Origin of the sequence: Methylobacterium sp. Leaf87, from assembly GCF_001422775.1 — a bacterium.
GTDB lineage: Bacteria > Pseudomonadota > Alphaproteobacteria > Rhizobiales > Beijerinckiaceae > Methylobacterium.
Window position 1 is genome coordinate 1 of the sequence record NZ_LMMI01000003.1, and the last position, 17,214, is coordinate 17,214.

18 protein-coding genes are annotated in these 17,214 nt (G+C 70.1%); 2 read left to right on the forward strand and 16 right to left on the reverse strand.

Annotation, left to right across the window (positions count from 1 at the left end):
• Window positions 1-256: 256 nt before the first annotated feature.
• Entirely contained in the window at window positions 257-1,363 is a 1,107-nt protein-coding gene (locus ASF22_RS02820) for a hypothetical protein (RefSeq protein WP_056261284.1), read from the forward strand.
• On the opposite strand, the gene ASF22_RS02825 is transcribed toward ASF22_RS02820, so the two are convergent.
• The 4 genes from ASF22_RS02825 to eno all read right to left on the reverse strand — a co-directional run bounded on the left by ASF22_RS02825 (window position 1,321) and on the right by eno (window position 5,352).
• Window positions 1,321-3,087, reverse strand: a complete 1,767-nt coding sequence (locus ASF22_RS02825; RefSeq protein WP_082483481.1) for an HAD-IIIC family phosphatase — start codon at window positions 3,085-3,087, stop codon at window positions 1,321-1,323. The genes ASF22_RS02820 and ASF22_RS02825 overlap by 43 nt on opposite strands.
• Before the next feature lie 107 nt (window positions 3,088-3,194).
• Window positions 3,195-3,446 (reverse strand): phosphopantetheine-binding protein, encoded by a 252-nt coding sequence (locus ASF22_RS02830; RefSeq protein WP_056261286.1) that lies wholly within the window; start codon window positions 3,444-3,446, stop codon window positions 3,195-3,197.
• Window positions 3,447-3,571: 125 nt separating this feature from the next.
• Window positions 3,572-4,003 carry a DUF393 domain-containing protein gene (locus ASF22_RS02835; RefSeq protein WP_348271118.1) on the reverse strand — a complete coding sequence of 144 codons (432 nt, stop codon included), beginning with the start codon at window positions 4,001-4,003 and terminating at the stop codon, window positions 3,572-3,574.
• 59 nt (window positions 4,004-4,062) lie between these two features.
• Entirely contained in the window at window positions 4,063-5,352 is a 1,290-nt protein-coding gene (eno, locus tag ASF22_RS02840) for a phosphopyruvate hydratase (RefSeq protein ID WP_056261289.1), read from the reverse strand.
• Window positions 5,353-5,633: 281 nt separating this feature from the next.
• Here eno and queF point away from each other — a divergent pair, with 281 nt between their 5' ends.
• Complete coding sequence (gene queF / locus ASF22_RS02845) at window positions 5,634-6,098, forward strand: preQ(1) synthase (protein ID WP_056261292.1); 465 nt, start codon at window positions 5,634-5,636, stop codon at window positions 6,096-6,098.
• A 32-nt stretch (window positions 6,099-6,130) separates the two neighbouring features.
• On the opposite strand, the gene ASF22_RS02850 is transcribed toward queF, so the two are convergent.
• From ASF22_RS02850 to ASF22_RS02905, 12 genes are all read right to left on the reverse strand, one after another.
• Complete coding sequence (locus ASF22_RS02850) at window positions 6,131-6,652, reverse strand: hypothetical protein (RefSeq protein ID WP_056261294.1); 522 nt, start codon at window positions 6,650-6,652, stop codon at window positions 6,131-6,133.
• Window positions 6,653-6,832: 180 nt separating this feature from the next.
• A complete protein-coding gene (locus tag ASF22_RS02855; RefSeq protein ID WP_056170882.1) occupies window positions 6,833-7,156 on the reverse strand; it encodes a hypothetical protein in 324 nt (107 codons plus the stop codon).
• Window positions 7,157-7,257: 101 nt separating this feature from the next.
• On the reverse strand, window positions 7,258-8,130 hold the full coding sequence (gene kdsA / locus ASF22_RS02860; protein ID WP_056261297.1) for a 3-deoxy-8-phosphooctulonate synthase: 873 nt from the start codon (window positions 8,128-8,130) through the stop codon (window positions 7,258-7,260).
• A 9-nt stretch (window positions 8,131-8,139) separates the two neighbouring features.
• Window positions 8,140-8,625, reverse strand: coding sequence for a hypothetical protein (locus tag ASF22_RS02865; RefSeq protein WP_056261601.1), 486 nt, complete (start codon window positions 8,623-8,625; stop codon window positions 8,140-8,142).
• Window positions 8,626-8,666: 41 nt separating this feature from the next.
• Window positions 8,667-8,993 carry a BrnA antitoxin family protein gene (locus tag ASF22_RS02870; protein WP_056170876.1) on the reverse strand — a complete coding sequence of 109 codons (327 nt, stop codon included), beginning with the start codon at window positions 8,991-8,993 and terminating at the stop codon, window positions 8,667-8,669.
• Window positions 8,980-9,252: a BrnT family toxin gene (locus tag ASF22_RS02875; protein ID WP_056261300.1), complete on the reverse strand. Its 273-nt coding sequence runs from the start codon at window positions 9,250-9,252 to the stop codon at window positions 8,980-8,982. Before ASF22_RS02875 ends, ASF22_RS02870 begins: the two co-directional genes overlap by 14 nt.
• A 54-nt stretch (window positions 9,253-9,306) precedes the next feature.
• Window positions 9,307-9,750 carry a hypothetical protein gene (locus tag ASF22_RS02880; protein WP_056261302.1) on the reverse strand — a complete coding sequence of 148 codons (444 nt, stop codon included), beginning with the start codon at window positions 9,748-9,750 and terminating at the stop codon, window positions 9,307-9,309.
• Window positions 9,751-9,812: 62 nt separating this feature from the next.
• Window positions 9,813-11,108: an aminotransferase class I/II-fold pyridoxal phosphate-dependent enzyme gene (locus ASF22_RS02885; RefSeq protein WP_056261305.1), complete on the reverse strand. Its 1,296-nt coding sequence runs from the start codon at window positions 11,106-11,108 to the stop codon at window positions 9,813-9,815.
• A gap of 203 nt (window positions 11,109-11,311) precedes the next feature.
• Entirely contained in the window at window positions 11,312-12,862 is a 1,551-nt protein-coding gene (locus tag ASF22_RS02890) for a Do family serine endopeptidase (protein WP_056261309.1), read from the reverse strand.
• Window positions 12,863-12,968: 106 nt separating this feature from the next.
• Entirely contained in the window at window positions 12,969-13,643 is a 675-nt protein-coding gene (locus ASF22_RS02895) for a DUF2459 domain-containing protein (RefSeq protein ID WP_056261604.1), read from the reverse strand.
• Window positions 13,644-13,681: 38 nt separating this feature from the next.
• On the reverse strand, window positions 13,682-16,423 hold the full coding sequence (locus ASF22_RS02900) for a valine--tRNA ligase (RefSeq protein WP_056261312.1): 2,742 nt from the start codon (window positions 16,421-16,423) through the stop codon (window positions 13,682-13,684).
• A 111-nt stretch (window positions 16,424-16,534) separates the two neighbouring features.
• Entirely contained in the window at window positions 16,535-17,164 is a 630-nt protein-coding gene (locus tag ASF22_RS02905) for a DUF2497 domain-containing protein (RefSeq protein ID WP_200927072.1), read from the reverse strand.
• Window positions 17,165-17,214: the final 50 nt, after the last annotated feature.

Genomic DNA, 17,214 nt, shown 5'->3' on the forward strand with positions numbered 1-17,214 from the left:
GAACAGGCTTCTACGGGCCCATAGCCCAACCGTCAACGGCCAAATGACGGGGAAACGAAATTTTCGCGACGAAAGCGTCATCCCGCCTCACACGGCCCCCTGACGCGATCTGGAACGCCAGTTCCGACGCTCCCTCCGTCCGCATTCGGCCCAGGATCCTGCCGTTCCGAGCGACTTGAGATGCGGTCGGCGCGCGCGGTATGCGTCGTGGCATGACGCACCGAGACACTGCGCAGGCCCGACAGGGGCGAACCCGATGAGGTTCGCCCTCCCCTGGCGCCGCATCGCTCCTCCCGCCGGCCGTGCCATCGGGGCTCTGGCGATGTGCTTCGAGAGCCTCGGCGACAATTGCGAGTTCGGGTTGGTGCAACGCTATTGCGGCGTCGAGCCCCTGGGCCTGTTTCGATTCTCGTCCGTCGAACATGCCGCGCTGATCGACGCCCTCGAGACCGATTTCCGGCACTATGGCGCGGCCGACGATCTCGAGATCCTGGCGAGCTTTACGGGGCGGCTCTATGTCCGCAGCCGGCGCTACGGGTTCGCCTACAACACGTCCGATTTCATCGAAACCACCGCTCCTGAGACGATCCATCGGCGCGAGATCGGCAAGGTCGCCTATCTCAAGCGCCGTCTCTTGGAGGATCTCGCGGGCGGCGAGAAGATCCTGGTGCGCAAGGGCGATACCGATGGGCAGGCCGATGCCCTGGCCCGGGCGATCCGGCGCCACGGACCCGCGCCTCTTCTCAACGTGCGTGCGGCGCAGCCGGGGGACCCGTCAGGACGGGCGGAGGCGCGCGATGGCTGGCTGGCCGGACATGTCCGGCGCTTCGCACCGTACGAGACCGCCTACGAGATCGACCTCGAATCCTGGGTCGATCTCATGACCGATGCAGACGGCCTCGTTCGGGCGGGGGGCCTCGCGGCTCCCGCTCCGGTCCTGCCGAATCTCCTGGCCGGTGCGTCGGGCCGGGCCGTTGCGCATGTGCTCGGAACGCCCACGGACGGCGTCTGCGTGTTCGGTGCGCGCCAACGCACGGACCGCCTCGATCCGAACGCGGTCCACGTCTTTTCCGCGTGGGTCTGGGTTCCGGCGAGCTTTCGCGGTGACCGGGTCGGGGCGGCCATCGGGCATTTTCGCCTCGGCTGGCGCGATGCCGACCTCGACTTGCGGGAATGCTGGCAGCGGGTCTGGGTCGCGGCACGCATGCCCGACAGCTATCGCGATCTGATGATGGGGCTCGTCGTCGTCGGGCCGGTGGGCGACCGCCTGTGGTCGGCCGGGCGGCGACTCGAAGCGGCCCCCCTCCCCGGCCCGGCGCCTCAGCCGTGGGCGATGACGATGGGGCTCGGCCCCGGCCTGTAATCGGCGAGCGCCAGGCGGAAGGTCTCGCTGCCGTCGGCCTCCGCGGCGAGGGGCGTGAACCCGAGCCCGGGGTAATGGCCGCGCACCATGCCGTTCTTCGGGCTTGGCCGGTAGCGGCCGACGAGGTGGCGGCCGCCCGCCTCAGCGACGACCTCGGCCAGAACCCTCAGAACCGCCGCCTCCACCCCTCGGCCGAGGACCCGGCAGCTCATCAGCCAGGTCTCGATGGCATGGGTTTCCGGCTCGGTCTCCCGCGCCACCACCACGCCGATCATGCCGTTGTCGCCGAGGCGGTCGACGAGCCGGAACTGCAGGCCGAGGGCGTGCGGATCGGCGATCAGGGCACGGATCTCGTCCTCTGTGGTGCGCCGGGTGGTGAGGTTGAACTGGTTGGTCTTGTTGATCAACTGGGCGATGCGCGGCAAGCCGACGGGGTCGAACCGCCGCCAGACCAGGCGCATGTCGAGGCCGGCGAGGTAGGCGGCGAGGTCGCCCCCTTCCGAGACGGTCGCCACCCGCGCGGCGTTGGCGGCGTAATGGGCCCCCCGCGCCCGGTCCTCGTCGGTGACGCGGAGGGCTTCGAAATAGCCCGCTTCGGCGAGGCGGCCGGCGTAGAGGGCGGGGTCCTCGGGCAGTTCGGGCACGGCCACCATGGGCAGCTCCGCCCGCACCCATTCGCGCTCGAACGGATTGTCGTCGACGAAGACGAGGGCGTCGAGGCCGATGCCGAGGGTCTCGGCGACCCGGCGCAGGTTCGTGGCCTTGTCGTCCCAGTTCGCCAGGAAGGCGGCGATGTCGCCCCGGCGCAGCAGCATCTCGGGATGATTCTCGAACACGTCGAGGGCGTTGGCCGCGTCGTTCTTCGAGACGACGGCAAGGATCACCCCGCGCGCGGCGAGATCGCGCGCATACGCCTGGAGGCCGAGATAGGCCTCGCCCTCCGCGCTGCCCTGCCCAAGGACGAGACCGGCGGTGCCGTCGTCGCCCACCACGCCGCCCCACAGGGTGTTGTCGAGGTCGAGCACGAGGCACTTTTTCGAGAGGCCCTGCCCCGCTGCGAGCAGCCGGGCGACGTGGTCGCCGTAGAGGGGGGCCGCGGACGGTGCGATCGCCTGCTTGGCGCGCAGCCACCAGACCGGATCGTGCCAGGCGGCGAGTCCGTCCTGGGCCGCCGCCTCGTCGAGGGCGAGGATGTCGACGCCGTCGGACTCCGCCGCCGCGCGGATGCCGGCGTTGAGGCGCGTCACGGCGTGGCGGCGCGAGCCGGGCAGGCGATGCTCGTTGGAGCCCATGAGGGGCAGCGCCACGGGAAGAAGCGTCTGCTGGATCACCGGGCAGCGGAAGCCGTCTCGCGCGCGGCGCCAGGTCTCGCGCAGGCGGCGAAGGGCGTGCGCCTGGGCCGCCTGCGCCTCCTCCGGGCCGGCCGCGGGGTTCAGACCGCCGGTGAGGTGCGGGGTATCGAGGGCGAACAGGATCGCGTCCGGTCCGAACGCGTGCAGGCCGGAGGCGGGATCGGCGAGGTCCTGCGCGTAGGCACCGAAGGGCGCCTCGTAGGTCTCGACCCACAGGCCCCGGCGCAGGCCGCCGATGCGGATCGCCGGCAGGAGGTGCGAGACCGTGGACGAGGACAGCACGGCGAGGCGCAGCGGACGCGTCGCCAGATCGCCGGGCGGTCCCGCCGGAAACGCCTTGCGCAGCATCCGGTCGAGGCCGTTCGTCCGCATCGGGTCGAGGCGTGTGTTGGCCAGGGCGACGAACGCGTCCCAGGATCGGGCACGCGCGGTCGCGCCCGCCCAATCCTTCGGTTCGGGGAGCCAGGCGAGGGGGAGGCTCAGGGCCGGTCCGCCGTCTTCGCCGCGATGATGGCGATGAAATCCGCCACCCGCGCCATGCCGTCGACCTCGCGCGTGGTGAAGCGGATGCCGAATTCCGCCTCCGCCGCGACGATGAGCTCGATCATGCGTCCCGAATCCCAGCCCTCGATGTCGTTCGCGGTGGTTTCGGGATGGATGACCAGGTCGGGATCGCCGAACACCTCGCGAAACAGGTTGGTCAATCGTGCCTGGACCGCGTCGGTGTGCATGCCGCCCTCGCCTCGTTCGCCCGAGCTACGATCCGGGCCGATCTCGGCGCCCGCATATCAAGACGCCGCCCGGTCAGCTACCTCTTTCGCTTGCCCCGGGGCTGTCCCGGCGATCTCCCCCGAGCTCACGGGGAGCGCGGTCCGCACGCCCCGTCGCAGGGTGTCCGGCCCCCGAGGATGCGGGCGATCCGGGGCCGCAGGGGGAGGAACAGGCGGTAGGCGACCTCGGCAAGCCACGGCACGCCCGGGACGTGGCGTATCCAGGCGAGGCGATGCCATCCGGGCAGATGCGCCCACAGGGTGAAGAAGCCCGCGGCCCCCGAGGCGAGGCGTCCGTCGCGGTCGCGCACATGGAAGCGGGCTCGGGCGTCGGCGCGGCTGAGGCCGCCGAGATCGGCCGGACCGTCCCGGCTCACATCCACCCAGGCGAGGGCATCGGCACCCCGGCACCGGCGATAGGTTCGGATCTCGGCCGCACAGAGGGGGCAGGCGCCGTCGTAATAGACGGTGAGCGGGGCGTCGGAGGTCGTGTCCATCCCCGTGAGATAGGGCGGCACGCACGAAAAAGCGGCCGCGACAGATGCCGCGGCCGCCGGGTGTTCGATGAACGTAGGGCTCAGTGCGCGGAGCGGATCTTCAGGGCCTCGCGGCCGGCATAGCGGGCCTGCGAGCCGAGGCCCTCCTCGATGCGGATGAGCTGGTTGTACTTCGCCAACCGGTCGGAGCGGGCCAACGAACCGGTCTTGATCTGCCCGCAATTCGTCGCGACGGCGAGGTCCGCGATGGTCGAATCCTCGGTCTCGCCGGAGCGGTGGGACATCACCGCGGTGTAGCCGGCGCGCTGGGCCATATCGACGGCGGCCAAGGTCTCGGTGAGCGTGCCGATCTGGTTCACCTTCACCAGGATCGAGTTCGCCGTCCCCTCGACGATGCCGCGCGACAGGCGGGTCACGTTGGTGACGAACAGGTCGTCGCCGACGAGCTGGCAGCGGTCGCCGACGCGCTCGGTCAGCAGCTTCCAGCCCGCCCAGTCGTCCTCAGACATGCCGTCCTCGATGGACAGAATCGGGTAGCTGTCGACGAGCTTGGCGAGGTAGCTCACCTGCGCCTCGATGTCCCGGGTCTGGCCCTCGCCCTCGTAGCGGTAGGCGCCGTCCTTGAAGAACTCGGTGGCGGCGCAGTCGAGGGCCAGCACCATGTCGGTGCCGGGCTTGAAGCCGGCGGCCTGGATCGACTGCATCACGAAGTCGAGGGCGGCCTCGGCGGAGGGCAGGTTGGGGGCGAAGCCGCCCTCGTCGCCGACGTTGGTGTTGTGGCCGGCCTTCTTCAGGGCGCCCTTCAGGGTGTGGAACACCTCGGCGCCCATGCGCACGGCCTCGGCGAGCGAGGACGCGCCCACCGGCATGATCATGAATTCCTGGAAATCGATGGGATTGTCGGCGTGCGCGCCGCCGTTGATGATGTTCATCATCGGCACCGGCAACACCCGGCCCTGCGTTCCGCCGATGTAGCGGTAGAGCGGCAGGCCGGCGGTTTCGGCCGCCGCCTTGGCGACGGCGAGGGAGACGCCCAGGATGGCGTTGGCACCCAGCCGCGCCTTGTTCGGCGTGCCGTCGAGTTCGATCATCGCCTCGTCGATGGCGATCTGGTCCTCGGCGTCCATGCCCCCGATGGCGTCGAGGATGTCGGACTGCACGGCATTGACCGCCTTGCGCACGCCCTTGCCGCCGAACCGACCCTTGTCGCCGTCACGCAGCTCCACGGCCTCGTGGGCGCCCGTGGAGGCACCCGAGGGCACGGCCGCCCGGCCGAAGGAGCCGTCCTCGAGGAGGACGTCGACCTCGATGGTCGGGTTGCCCCGGCTGTCGAGGATCTCGCGGGCGGCGATGTTGGTGATCGCGGTCATGCAGGAGCCTTCTTGCGTCGTTGCGATCCCTGGGGCGAGCCCGACACGAGGCCCGGTCCTCAATCCCTGCCGACCGGGGCATCGGGTCGAGATCGCGATTCAGTCGAGGCTTATCCGCCAACGTCACGCATCGGGCAAGCGTCCGGCCCCTGCGGAGGGTGGGAAGGCTCCCAAGAATGTTCGCCCGCCCCTCAAGAAAATCTTGTCGTCGCCCTGTGCTCCACGCGACAGCGACGAACCGGCAGATGCGCGCCCCTGCATCGCACGTTATAGCGAGGGGCATGACGCACGCGCCCCTGAACCCCGAAACGCTCCAATTGGGGCAGGCCACGCCCCTTCCCGGCTCCCCCGAGGAGGCCCGTCTCGATCGGGTGCCGAATCCGCATCCGGGTACGGATTACCTCGCCCGCTTCACGGTTCCGGAATTCACGTCGCTCTGCCCCGTCACGGGCCAGCCGGATTTCGCCATCCTGGTGATCGACTACGTGCCGGATCAGTGGCTGGTCGAATCGAAGTCGCTCAAGCTGTACCTCACGGCGTTCCGCAACCACGGGGCCTTCCACGAGGATTGCACCGTCGGCATCGGCTTGACCCTGATGGAACTGCTGGCCCCGCGCTACCTGCGCATCGGCGGCTACTGGTATCCACGCGGCGGCATTCCCATCGACGTGTTCTGGCAGAGCGGTGAGCCGCTGAAGTCGGTCTGGCTGCCCGAACAGGGTGTGCCGCCCTACCGGGCACGCTGAGGCGCACCGGGCCTGCACGCCCCTCGGCGATCCTAGCGGTCTTCGTAGATCGCGCGCCGAACCTGCTCGACGAACCTGCTCTGCGACTCCGTCGGGCCCTGATGGACCGTGGCCACCGCCGTCAGCATCCGGCACAGGTCATCCCGCTCGCCCTGGGTCAGCCGGTCGCGCAGGAGCGGCGCGAGGGACCGGATCGCCAGATCGGGATCGGGTGCCGCCTGATCGGCCGCATGGCGGATCACCACCATACGGGTTGCCAGATCGTCGCTCGGGTCGGTCACGTCGCGCATTTGGGTCAGGATCTCGCTCTCCTGCTCGGGCGTCCGGACGCCGCGCTGTCGGGCCACCAGCGCCATCAACACGCCGGCCGCATCGGCGGGATTAAGCAGGGATCGCAGCGGCGCCGAACGGATCTGGCGCTCGCTCGCCCGTCGGCGCCGGGCGGTCCGCCAGTCCCGTACGGCGTGATCGATGTGTTGCATGCCGTTCCCGTACCTGACCCAGTAGATCAGGCCGGTCACGAGGGCCCCTGCCAGAGCGATGAGGATCGGCATTCGAAATCGTCTCCGCGCCCGTTCGCGCGGTCACCTCATGCAATCTAGGCGTGTGTTTGGCAATCGTCGCCGATGGTCGAACGGGGCCGTCCCCCTGTTGCGTGGTCTGCCCTCGCCGTGCATGCGAAAGGCGGCCGGCTCGCGCCAACCGCCCCATCGTTCGCACCCGTGAAAGGTGCCTCAGTAGCCGTAACCGTAGGCGGGGGCACCGTAGCCGTAGGCCGGACGGTCGTAGCCGCCGCGATAGTAGGAATCGCGGGCTGCACCGGCCGCGATGGCACCCGCCGCGAGTCCGGCGATCCCCAGGCCGACAGCCGCACCCGTACCGATGCCCCGGCGACCGCCCCCCCGATAGGCGTGACCGCGATGGCCGTACCCACCGTGATTGTAGCCGCCCCGACCGTAGCCGTAGCCATGACCGCCCGGGCGTGCCTCGGCCGCCGTCGTTGCCGCCATGGCGCCGAGGGACAGGGTGACGGCCGTGATCATCGCAAGCTTACGCATGAAGGTTCCTCGAAACGTTGCATCTCTTGAGAAGAGCAACGGTCTCAAAGCGGGAGGGTTCCCCGATCGGCCATTCGCGGCGAAAGCCCGAAGATTGGGATTCACCCGCGCGGGGATTTGTCGATCGCCTTGGCGAGGCGGTCGAATGCCTGCAATTCGGCCAGGAGTGCGGGCATGTCCTTCAACGCCACCATGTTGGGACCGTCCGACGGGGCGTGATCGGGGTCGGGATGCGTCTCGATGAAGAGGCCGGCGACACCGACGGCCACGGCCGCCCGGGCAAGCACCGATACGAATTCCCGCTGACCGCCTGAGGTGGCGCCCTGCCCGCCCGGCTGCTGCACCGAATGGGTGGCATCGAACACCACGGGGGCGCCGTGGGTGACGCGCGCCATGATCGGCAGGCTGCGCATGTCGGACACGAGGGTGTTGTAGCCGAAGGAGGCGCCGCGCTCGGTCACCAGGACGTTGGGGTTGCCGGCACCCGTCACCTTGGCGGCGACGTGTGCCATGTCCCAGGGGGCGAGGAACTGGCCCTTCTTCACGTTGACCACCCGGCCCGTCGCGGCGGCGGCGAGGAGCAGGTCGGTCTGCCGGCACAGGAAGGCCGGGATCTGGAGCACGTCGATCACCTGCGCCGCGACGGCGCACTGCCCGGCCTCGTGCACATCCGTGAGGACCGGCAGGCCGAACCGCTCCTTGATCTCGGCGAAGATCGGCAGTGCGCCCGCGAGGCCGAGGCCCCGGGCAGTGCCGCCGGAGGTGCGGTTGGCCTTGTCGAACGAGGCCTTGAACACGAGGCCGATGCCGAGCGTGTCCGTCATGCCCTTGAGGGCATCGGCGATCTCCACGGCGTGGTCGCGGCTCTCGAGTTGGCAGGGGCCGGCGATGAGGGCGAAGGGCAGGTGGTTGGCGAAGGCGACGCGGCCGGCCTGGACGACGGAACCGGCGGTATTGGGGGCAATCTCGAACATGGGAGCGGTCTAGCCCGGCCGGCGCTCCGCGAAAAGGCCGGCCCGGCGGCGCAGGGGGGCGGCCGGCGTCACGATGCAGACCGTGAGGCTGCCGGACAGGGTGTCGTCGCGCGGCCCGGTCTCGCAGCGCAAGGCCGCCTTGCCGACGATGCCCTCGCGCGGCAGGCCCGTCAGCAGCGAATCCTGGTGGAGCGTCAGGGCCAGGACCTCGACGGCCTCGGCCTTCGCCCCCGCGAGCGCCTCGGCCGCGCGTCCGACGAGCACGAAGAAAGGCCGTTCGGGTTCGCGCGCCTGGGATCCGAACACCATCCGGCGCGGCGTCCGACAGGCGAGGCTCATCCGCTCGGCATCGGCCGCTCGGAACACCGCGCCGGACCCGGCGCGCCCGGCGAGGGACGCGCCCGTGGCGCGGATGACCTTGGCCGTGAGGGCGTCGCAGGCGTCCGCGCCGTGGGCCGTGCCACCGGCGAGGGCAACGAGCAGACCGCTCGTCATCCAAAGGGCATGGACCGCGCGAGTTGGCTTGCGCGAGGTGCTCACCCCTTCGTCTCCACGGGACCAAGTTTGGCGGCGGCGTCCCGCAGAACGTCGTTCATCCGAGTCTGCCAGCCCTCGCCCGTCGCCTTGAACGCGTCGATGATGGCGGCATCGAGCCGGATCGTCACCGGAACCTTGACGCGCTCCTTCTCGGAACCACGTGATTGGCGGAGCTTTTCGCCCAGGGTCGGGAACGCCTCGGCGAACGGACGTGCAGTTCGGAAATCGTCCGCGGTCCATTCTGGGTTGTCGGTGACCGCGTTCCAATCGGCCTGGGAATAGCCCGGATTGGGGACGTAATCGGACGCGATCTTAGTGGCGGCCATACAACATCCTTTCCAATGCACTCGCGGGCCGAAGACTGATGAGGGTCAAGGCCTCCGTGCCGAGTGGGGATACGATCGCAGCGACGACGATGCGGCCGTTGAACGATCCGATCAGCTTACTCCGCGGGCGACCGGTCTGGCTGGATTTGGCCGGAACTTCCAAGGCGGTCGCGAAATTAAAACCGGCCTCGAAATCCGCGAAGTCCAGATCGTGTTTGACGAGATTCGCCAAGCGCTTCGGCTCATCCCATACAATCATGGACCATCTGTACGATGAGAGCTGCCTGACAGTCTACGGCGGGGAAACGAACGCTTAACGCCCCACCTCGAGCGACCCCGTCCGTTCGTCCGGGCAGGCGGCGTCGGGGTGCGCGCGTAGGATGCGTGACAGGCGGACCGGGCGCGCGCCGGTATCATCCTCCAGCACGCCCGTGAGGGCCTCCACCGTGAGCGTCCCCGTGAAGCGAAGCGTGTGCCCGTCCGAATCCACCGTGAAGGCCAGGGCCTTGGAGGCGGCGTCGACCCGGACGGTCCCCGCCTGGACGGGGCCCGTCAGGGCGGCCTCGTAGATCAGCGTATCCCCCATCGGCGAGCGGCGCAGGGTCACCCGGTGGCCGACGGGCTCGTGATCCACCGTCAGGCACAGATCGGCATAGACGGCGGTGCCGGACGCCCACGAGGTCCGGGCCTGGGCCGCGCCGGCCGCCGCCCACAAGGTGATGGCGAGGCCGAGGGTCCGTGTCGCGATCCCGCCCATCGCCGCCTCCCTGTCTCCGACGCGCCCCGGGGCGCGTCGGTTTCCAGATCGCGTCGGGCAGCCTACGCGGCGTCGCGTTCGCGCACCCGGCGCTCCGCCTCGACCGATGCAAGAAGGATGCACACGGCGATGCCTTCGGCGGCGGCGGTGACGTCCTTCAGGCTCGGATAGGAGGGCGCGAGGCGCAGGACGCTGTCGTGCGGATCGCGGCCGTAGGGCGAGGTCGCGCCGGCCGGGGTCAGGGCGAGGCCGGCTTCCTTGGCCAGACGCACCACCTCGGTGGCGGTGCCGTCGCGCGCCTCGACGGTGATGAAGTAGCCGCCCTCCGGCTTCGTCCACCGGGCCGCGCCCGTGCCGGCGAGGTGGCGGGACAGGGCTTCCTCCACGGCGGCGAATTTCGGCGCCAGCAGGGCGCGGTGCGCGTCCATGTGGGCGTCGAGACCGGCCGCGTCGCGCAGGAAGCGGACGTGGCGGAGCTGGTTGAGCTTGTCCGGCCCGATGGTGCGCTTCGACGCGCGGGCGAGGTACCAGCGCACGTTCTCGGGCGAGCCCGCGAAGAAGGCGAGGCCGGCGCCGGCCAGGGTGATCTTCGAGGTCGAGGCGAAGACGAAGGCGCGGTCCGGGTTCCCGGCCTCGGCGCACAGGCTGAGGATGTCGGCGACGGCCACGCGCTCGGGGGTCAGGTGGTGGACCGCGTAGGCGTTGTCCCAGAACAGGCGGAAATCGGGGGCGGCGGTCTTCATGGCGGCGAGGCGCCGGACGGTCTCGTCGGAATAGGTCTCGCCCGAGGGATTGGAGTATTTCGGCACGCACCACATGCCACGCACGGCGGGGTCGGCGACGGCGGCCTCGACCACGTCCATGTCGGGGCCGTGGCCCGTCATCGGCACGGGGATCATGCGGATGCCGTAGGCCTCGCACAGGGCGAAGTGCCGGTCGTAGCCCGGCACCGGACACAGGAAGGCTATGTCGCTCTCCTTCGACCAGGGCTTCACGGACCCGGGCACGCCCGTGAGCAGGGCCCAGGCGATGCTGTCGTGCATCATCGCGAGGCTCGAATTGTCGCCGACCACGATCCCATCGGCCGGTGCGTCGAGGAGGTGGGTGAACAGGGCACGGACCTCGGCGATGCCCTGTTGGCCGCCGTAATTGCGCGCATCCTCGCCGGCTTGCGTGACGTAGTCGCCGTTGCCGGCGAGGCCGAGCATGCCGGCGGCGAGGTCGAGCTGCTCGGGCGAGGGCTTGCCCCGGGTCATGTCGAGCTTCAGTCCCCGGGCCTTGAACGCCGCGTAGGCGTCGCGGGCGCGGGCGTGCAGGTCCGCGAGATCGGCAGGATTCCGATCGGCGATGGTGGTCATGGGTCGGTTCCGGATGGTTGGGGTGCTGCAATCAAACGGGATGCACCATGACCGCTCGCGGGGCGCGCGTCACCCTGGCGGGAACGCGTTCCTCGACGCCCTGCCCTGCGCTCCGGACAAAAGGAAGCCGGCCACGCGGGGCCGGCTTCGAGTCGAGGAGGGAGGCGTGAGGGAGGGGCGGCCGGTCGGCCGCCCGGAGCGGATCAGCCGGCCTTGTTGAGGGCGACGGCGACGAAGCGGGTGGTGCCCTTGGAACTCTTCACCCGCATGAGGACCGCCTTGCGGCCGCTCGATTCGGCGGAGCGGATGCGCTCGGCGACCTCGGAGGGCCGGGAGACGCTGGCACCGGCGACATCGAGGATGATGTCGCCCTGCTCAATGCCCTTGGCCGCGGCCGGGCCTTCGGGATCGACCTCCATCACCGCCACGCCCTCGTCGCCGGCGCCGACCTCGGAGGCCGGGGCGAGGCTGAGACCGAGGCGGGGCTGACCGTCCGACGACGATCCACCGCGAACGCCGCCCGTGGCCGATTTCGGGTCGTTCGGAAGCGCCCCAAGTTCCACCGTGGCGGTGTCGGACTTGCCGCCTCGGAGGTAGGCGAGTTCGACCTTGGCGCCGGGCTTCAAGCCGGCGATGCGGCGGGACAGTTCCTTGGCGTCGTTGACCGGGGTGCCGTTGACCGATTCGATGACGTCGCCGGACTTGAGCCCCGCCTTCGCGGCGGGGGTTCCGGCCTCGGCATGGTCGACCAGCGCGCCCTTGGCCTTGTCGAGGCCGAGGCCGTCGGCGATGTCCTTCGTCACCGGCTGGACCTGCACGCCGAGGTAGCCACGCGCCACCTTGCCGTCGGCCCGGAGCTGATCGACCACCGCCTGCACGGTCTCGGCGGGAATCGCGAAGGCAAGGCCGACGCTGCCGCCGGAGGGCGACGCGATGGCGGTGTTCACGCCCACCACTTCGCCACCGACGTTGAAGGTCGGGCCGCCCGAATTGCCTTTGTTGATGGGGGCGTCGATCTGCAGGAAGTCGTCGTACGGCCCGGCGCCGATGTCGCGGCCGCGGGCCGACACGATGCCGGCGGTCACGGTCCCGCCGAGGCCGAACGGATTGCCGATGGCCACAACCCAGTCACCGACGCGCGGCGCCGACTTGCTGAGCGAGACGTACGGGAAGGGGCCGCCCTCGGTGATCTTGAGGAGCGCCAGATCGGTCTTCGGGTCCTTGCCGATCACCTTGGCGTCGAGGGTGCGGTTGTCGTCGAGGGTCACCTGCACGCTCTTGGCCTTGTCGACCACGTGGTTGTTGGTGACCACGTAGCCGTCGGCCGAGATGATGAAGCCCGAGCCCATGGCGCCGCGCTGACCCTGGCGCTTGGGACCCTGGCCGCCGAAGCCGGGGCCACCCTGCCCACCCTGCCCGCCGGGACCGCCCTGGCCGAAGCGCTTGAAGAACTCGCGCAGCTGCGGCGGCACGTTCTGCTGGCCCTGGTTGCCCGGGCCGTCCTCGTCGTCCGAGGTCGCGCTGTCGTCGAGCTTCACCTTCACGGCGACGACGCCGGGCTTCACCTTGTCGACGACGGTGGCGAAGGAGCCCGGCGGGTGGTCCGGCGTCTCGATGGGGTTCTTCGAAAGGGCCTGGGCCTGGACCGGGGTCACGGGCTGGGTGACGACGCCGACGGCGCCCGTCGCCACGAGGGCGGCCACGGCGACGGAGGCGAGGGCGTTGCGGCGCAGGCGGTTCGGCTGGACGGGCATCAGAGATCTCCGGATCGGGGGGCGCCGCCACACATTCCCCGTGGGGAGCGGCGGGCCGTGATCCAGGGTGTAGGGCCGGCCGGGTGACCCCGCCGTGGCGGCGACATTACGGTTTGGACAGGTTCGGCTCGGGCCTCAGTCCGGCGCGCCAGCGCAGGTCGAGGAGAAGCCCCTGCGGGTGGGTGTCGAGCAGGAGCGTCACCGGCACGCCCGCCGCATTGAGGAGCCGGGCGGCCCAATGGTTGCAGACATTGGCGTAGGAGAAGCGCCCCTCCCCCTCGTAGAACAGGCTCGGCCCGTAGAGCCCCGGGCCGCCGGCGACGGGATGCCCGTCGACGAGGCGAAAACTCGCGTCGAGGCGCGCGAGGAGCCGCGCCAATCCGGCGCCGGAGACCCGCACGGCCACGAGGTCGGAGAGCGGAAAGCTCGCCCGCGCGGTCCGCTCAAGGCCGACCACCTGCACCACGCCGGCGCGACCGCCGGGGGTGAACAGGGCCTCCAGGGCGAGGCGGGCGTCGAACTCGGCGAGCGTCGGCGTCGTGCGGTAGAAGCGGGCCTCGCCCCAACCGAATTCGAGGTCCGGATAGGCCTGGAATCGCAGGGCGATGGCGTTCAGGGCCGGGCCGGCGCCCTCCCCCGTCAGGGCCTCGCGTGGGATCACGAGGCCGGAATGCCAGCCGTGATTGACGAGATAGAGGGTCCGGGCGTCGCTTCCCGTCGCGGGATAAAGCACCGGGTCGCCGGGGCTCGCCGTGAGAACCACCGCGAGCCCGAGGAGCATGAGCAGGCCGGCGAACCCGAAAGCCAGCCTGCGTCGGGTCACGGGGTCTGGTCGGTGAGCCGGGTGAGGGCTTCGGTGATCTTCTCCAGGCGGGAGGCCTGGGCGGCGCGGCGCTCGTGCTGCTCGTCCACGATCTCGTCGGGCGCGCGGGCCATGAAATCGGCGTTGGCGAGCTTGGCGTCGATCTTCTCGATCTCCGTCGCGGCCTTGGCGGCTTCCTTCGTGAGCCGCGCGACCTCGGCCCCGAGATCGACGATGCCCTCCAGCGGCAGGGCCGCCACGGAGCCGCGCACGAGGAGCTGCACCGCATTGCGCGGGGCCGCATCCGCGAAACCGATCTCGGACAGGCGGGCGAGGCGCAGGAGGGTGTCGCTCCAGCGGGTGGCGCGGGCCTTCAGGGCGTCGTCGGCGCCGATCACCACGAGGGGGATCTGCGCGCCCGCCGGCACGCCGGTCTCCGAGCGGGCCGAACGGATCTCGGAGACGAGGTCCACGAGCCAGCCGACCTCGGCCTCGGACGCGGCGTCGTTCAGGGCGGCGAGATCGGGCCAGGATGCCAGGGCGAGGAGCCCCCGGCCCGGGACGTCCTCACCCTTGATCCCCCACAATTCCTCCGTGAGGAACGGCATGAACGGGTGAAGCAGCTTGGCGATCTGGTCGATGAGGAAGGCGACGGTTCCTTGCGTCTCCGCCCGCACGCCCGCATCGACGTTCTCGCCCTGCAACACGGGCTTCGCCAACTCCACGTACCAATCGCAGAAGATGTTCCACACGAAGCGGTAGGCCGCCGCCGCCGCGTCGTTGAAGCGGTAGGCGTCCAGCGCCGTCGTGACCTCGGCCACGGCCCGGGCCGCCTCGCCGAGCGCCCAGCGGTTCAGGGGATCGGTGGCGGTCTCGGGGCGGTAATCGGCGCGCAGGGTGCAGCCGTTGATCTCGGCGAAGCGCGAGGCGTTCCAGAGTTTGGTCGCGAAGTTGCGATAGCCCTCGACGCGGTTCACCGCGAGCTTGATGTCGCGCCCCTGCGCCGCCATGGCCGCGAGGGTGAAGCGCAGGGCATCGGCGCCGTAGAGCTCGATGAGACCGAGGGGATCGACGACGTTGCCCTTCGACTTCGACATCTTGGCGCCGGCAGCGTCGCGGACCAGGGTGTGGAGGTAGACCGTGGAGAACGGCACCCGGTCGGTGACGTGCAAGCCCAGCATCATCATCCGGGCGACCCAGAAGAAGATGATGTCCTTGCCCGTCACCAGGGTGTCGGTGGGGTAGTGGCGCGCGAGTTCGGGCGTGGCGTCGGGCCAGCCGAGCGTCGAGAACGGCCACAGGGCCGAGGAGAACCACGTGTCGAGGACGTCCTCGTCGCGGGTCAAGGCGACCGGCCGGCCGTGCTTCGCATCGGCCTGAGCTTGCGCCTCGGCCTCGCTCGCGGCGACGAAGAATCCGCCCTCCTCGTCGTACCAGACCGGAATCTGGTGCCCCCACCACAGCTGGCGCGAGATGCACCACGGCTCGATGTTCTCCAGCCACTGGAAGAACGTCTTCTCGTAGTTGTCGGGCACGAACCGGGTCTGGCCGTCGCGCACGGCCTGGAGGGCGCGTTCGGCGAGCGGCTTCACGTTCACGTACCACTGGTCCGTGAGGTAGGGCTCGATGACCACGTTGGAGCGGTCGCCATGGGGCACGGCGTGGGTGTTGGACTCGACGAGGCGCAGCCGCTCGCGCGCCTCCATGAGGGCGACGACCTGCTTGCGCGCCGCGAACCGGTCGAGACCGTGCAGGGCGAGGGCCTCGGGCTCTGGAGTCGCGCCGGCCAGGAAGGCGGCGTTGCCCTCGAGGCTGATCCGGGCTTCCGCGTCGAGGATGTTGATGGGCGTGCAGCCGGCGCGGCGGCCGACCTCGAAATCGTTGAAGTCGTGGGCCGGGGTGATCTTGACCGCGCCCGTGCCCTTCTCCGGGTCGGAATAGGTGTCGGCGACAATGGGGATGAGGCGCCCGACCAGGGGCAGGCGCACGTGCCGGCCGACGAGGTGGGTGTAGCGCTCGTCCTCCGGGTGGACCGCCACCGCCGTGTCGCCCAGCATGGTCTCGGGGCGGGTGGTCGCCACCGTGATGACCTCGCCGGTCTCGGCGCCGTCCGCATCCACCAGGGGGTAGTCGAAGTGCCAGAGATGGCCCTTCACCTCGACCTGAAGCACTTCGAGGTCCGAGATCGCCGTCTGGAACTTCGGGTCCCAGTTCACGAGGCGCTTGTCGCGGTAGATCAGGCCCTGGGCGTGGAGATCCACGAAGGTCTTGGTGACCGCCCGGACCATCTGGTCGTCGGGGGCGCCGTTCAGCCCCATGGTGAAGCGCTCGCGCGACCAGTCGCAGGAGGCGCCGAGCCGCTTCAGCTGATTGACGATGGCTCCGCCGGATTCCGCCTTCCAGGCCCAGACCTTCTCGACGAAGGCGGCGCGGCCGATCTCGCGCCGGCCCGGCTCCTTAGCTTCGGCCAAGCGGCGCTCCACCACCATCTGGGTGGCGATGCCGGCGTGGTCGGTGCCGGGCTGCCACAGGACGTCGCGGCCGCGCATGCGCTCGAACCGGGCCAGGATGTCCTGCAGGGTGTTGTTGAGGGCGTGGCCCATGTGAAGGCTGCCGGTGACGTTCGGCGGCGGGATCACGATGGTGAAGGGCCGGGCGTCCGCCCGGTCGGGCCGTCCGGCCTTGAACGCGTCGCCCGCCTCCCAGGCGGCACTGACGCGCGCCTCGACGGCGGCGGGGTCGAAGGTCTTGTCCATCATGGGCGGGGTCGGGCCAGTTCGAGCATTGCGGGTCTATGCGGGTTGGCCCGCTTTCAACCCGTCAGGCCCGCCGCGTCAACACGAGGGCGGATATTCCCCGCCCGCGATCCCTCAACGCCCGCGTGCGACGCGCTCGATCTCGGCCCGCACGAGGCGCTCGACCAGGGGCGGCAGGTTCTCGTCGAGCCAGCCCTTCAGCATCGGCCGGAGCATGTCCTGCACGAGGTCTTCCAGGGTGCGGGGATTGTTGGACAGTACCGTATTGGCCAGCATGTGGAACGCCTGGCCGACGCTGGCATCGGTCACCGACGAGGTCAGGCGCTCGGCCGCCTCGGGCTCGCGATACGCCGGCTGCGGCTCGCGATACTCCGTGCGGGGCGCTTCGTAGGCCGGCTGCGGCACCGGACGCGGCGGCTCCGGGGCGGCCATGCGAACCGGTTCGGGCTCCGGCTCGAGATCGTCGTCGAACGAGATCGCGTCGAAATCGAGGGTTTCGTTGGTGAGCCCGATATCGGGCTCCTCGAAGGTCGCGGGCGCCGGGGCCTTGCGGACGGGCTGCGCCACCTCGGCGAGGTCAAGGATGTCGTCGTTCTCAGGGAGCGGCGGAGCGGCGCGCACGGGCTCCACCACCTCGGCCTTGGCGTTCTGGTCGTCGGCGATGATCCGGCGGATGGAGGCGAGGATCTCCTCCATCGAGGGTTCCTGCGCCTTGTCCGGCACCTTGGGGCTGGCTGCACTCATCCGGACGACGCTCGGCTCTCAAGGATAACGGTTCACGCTATCCGCCACTA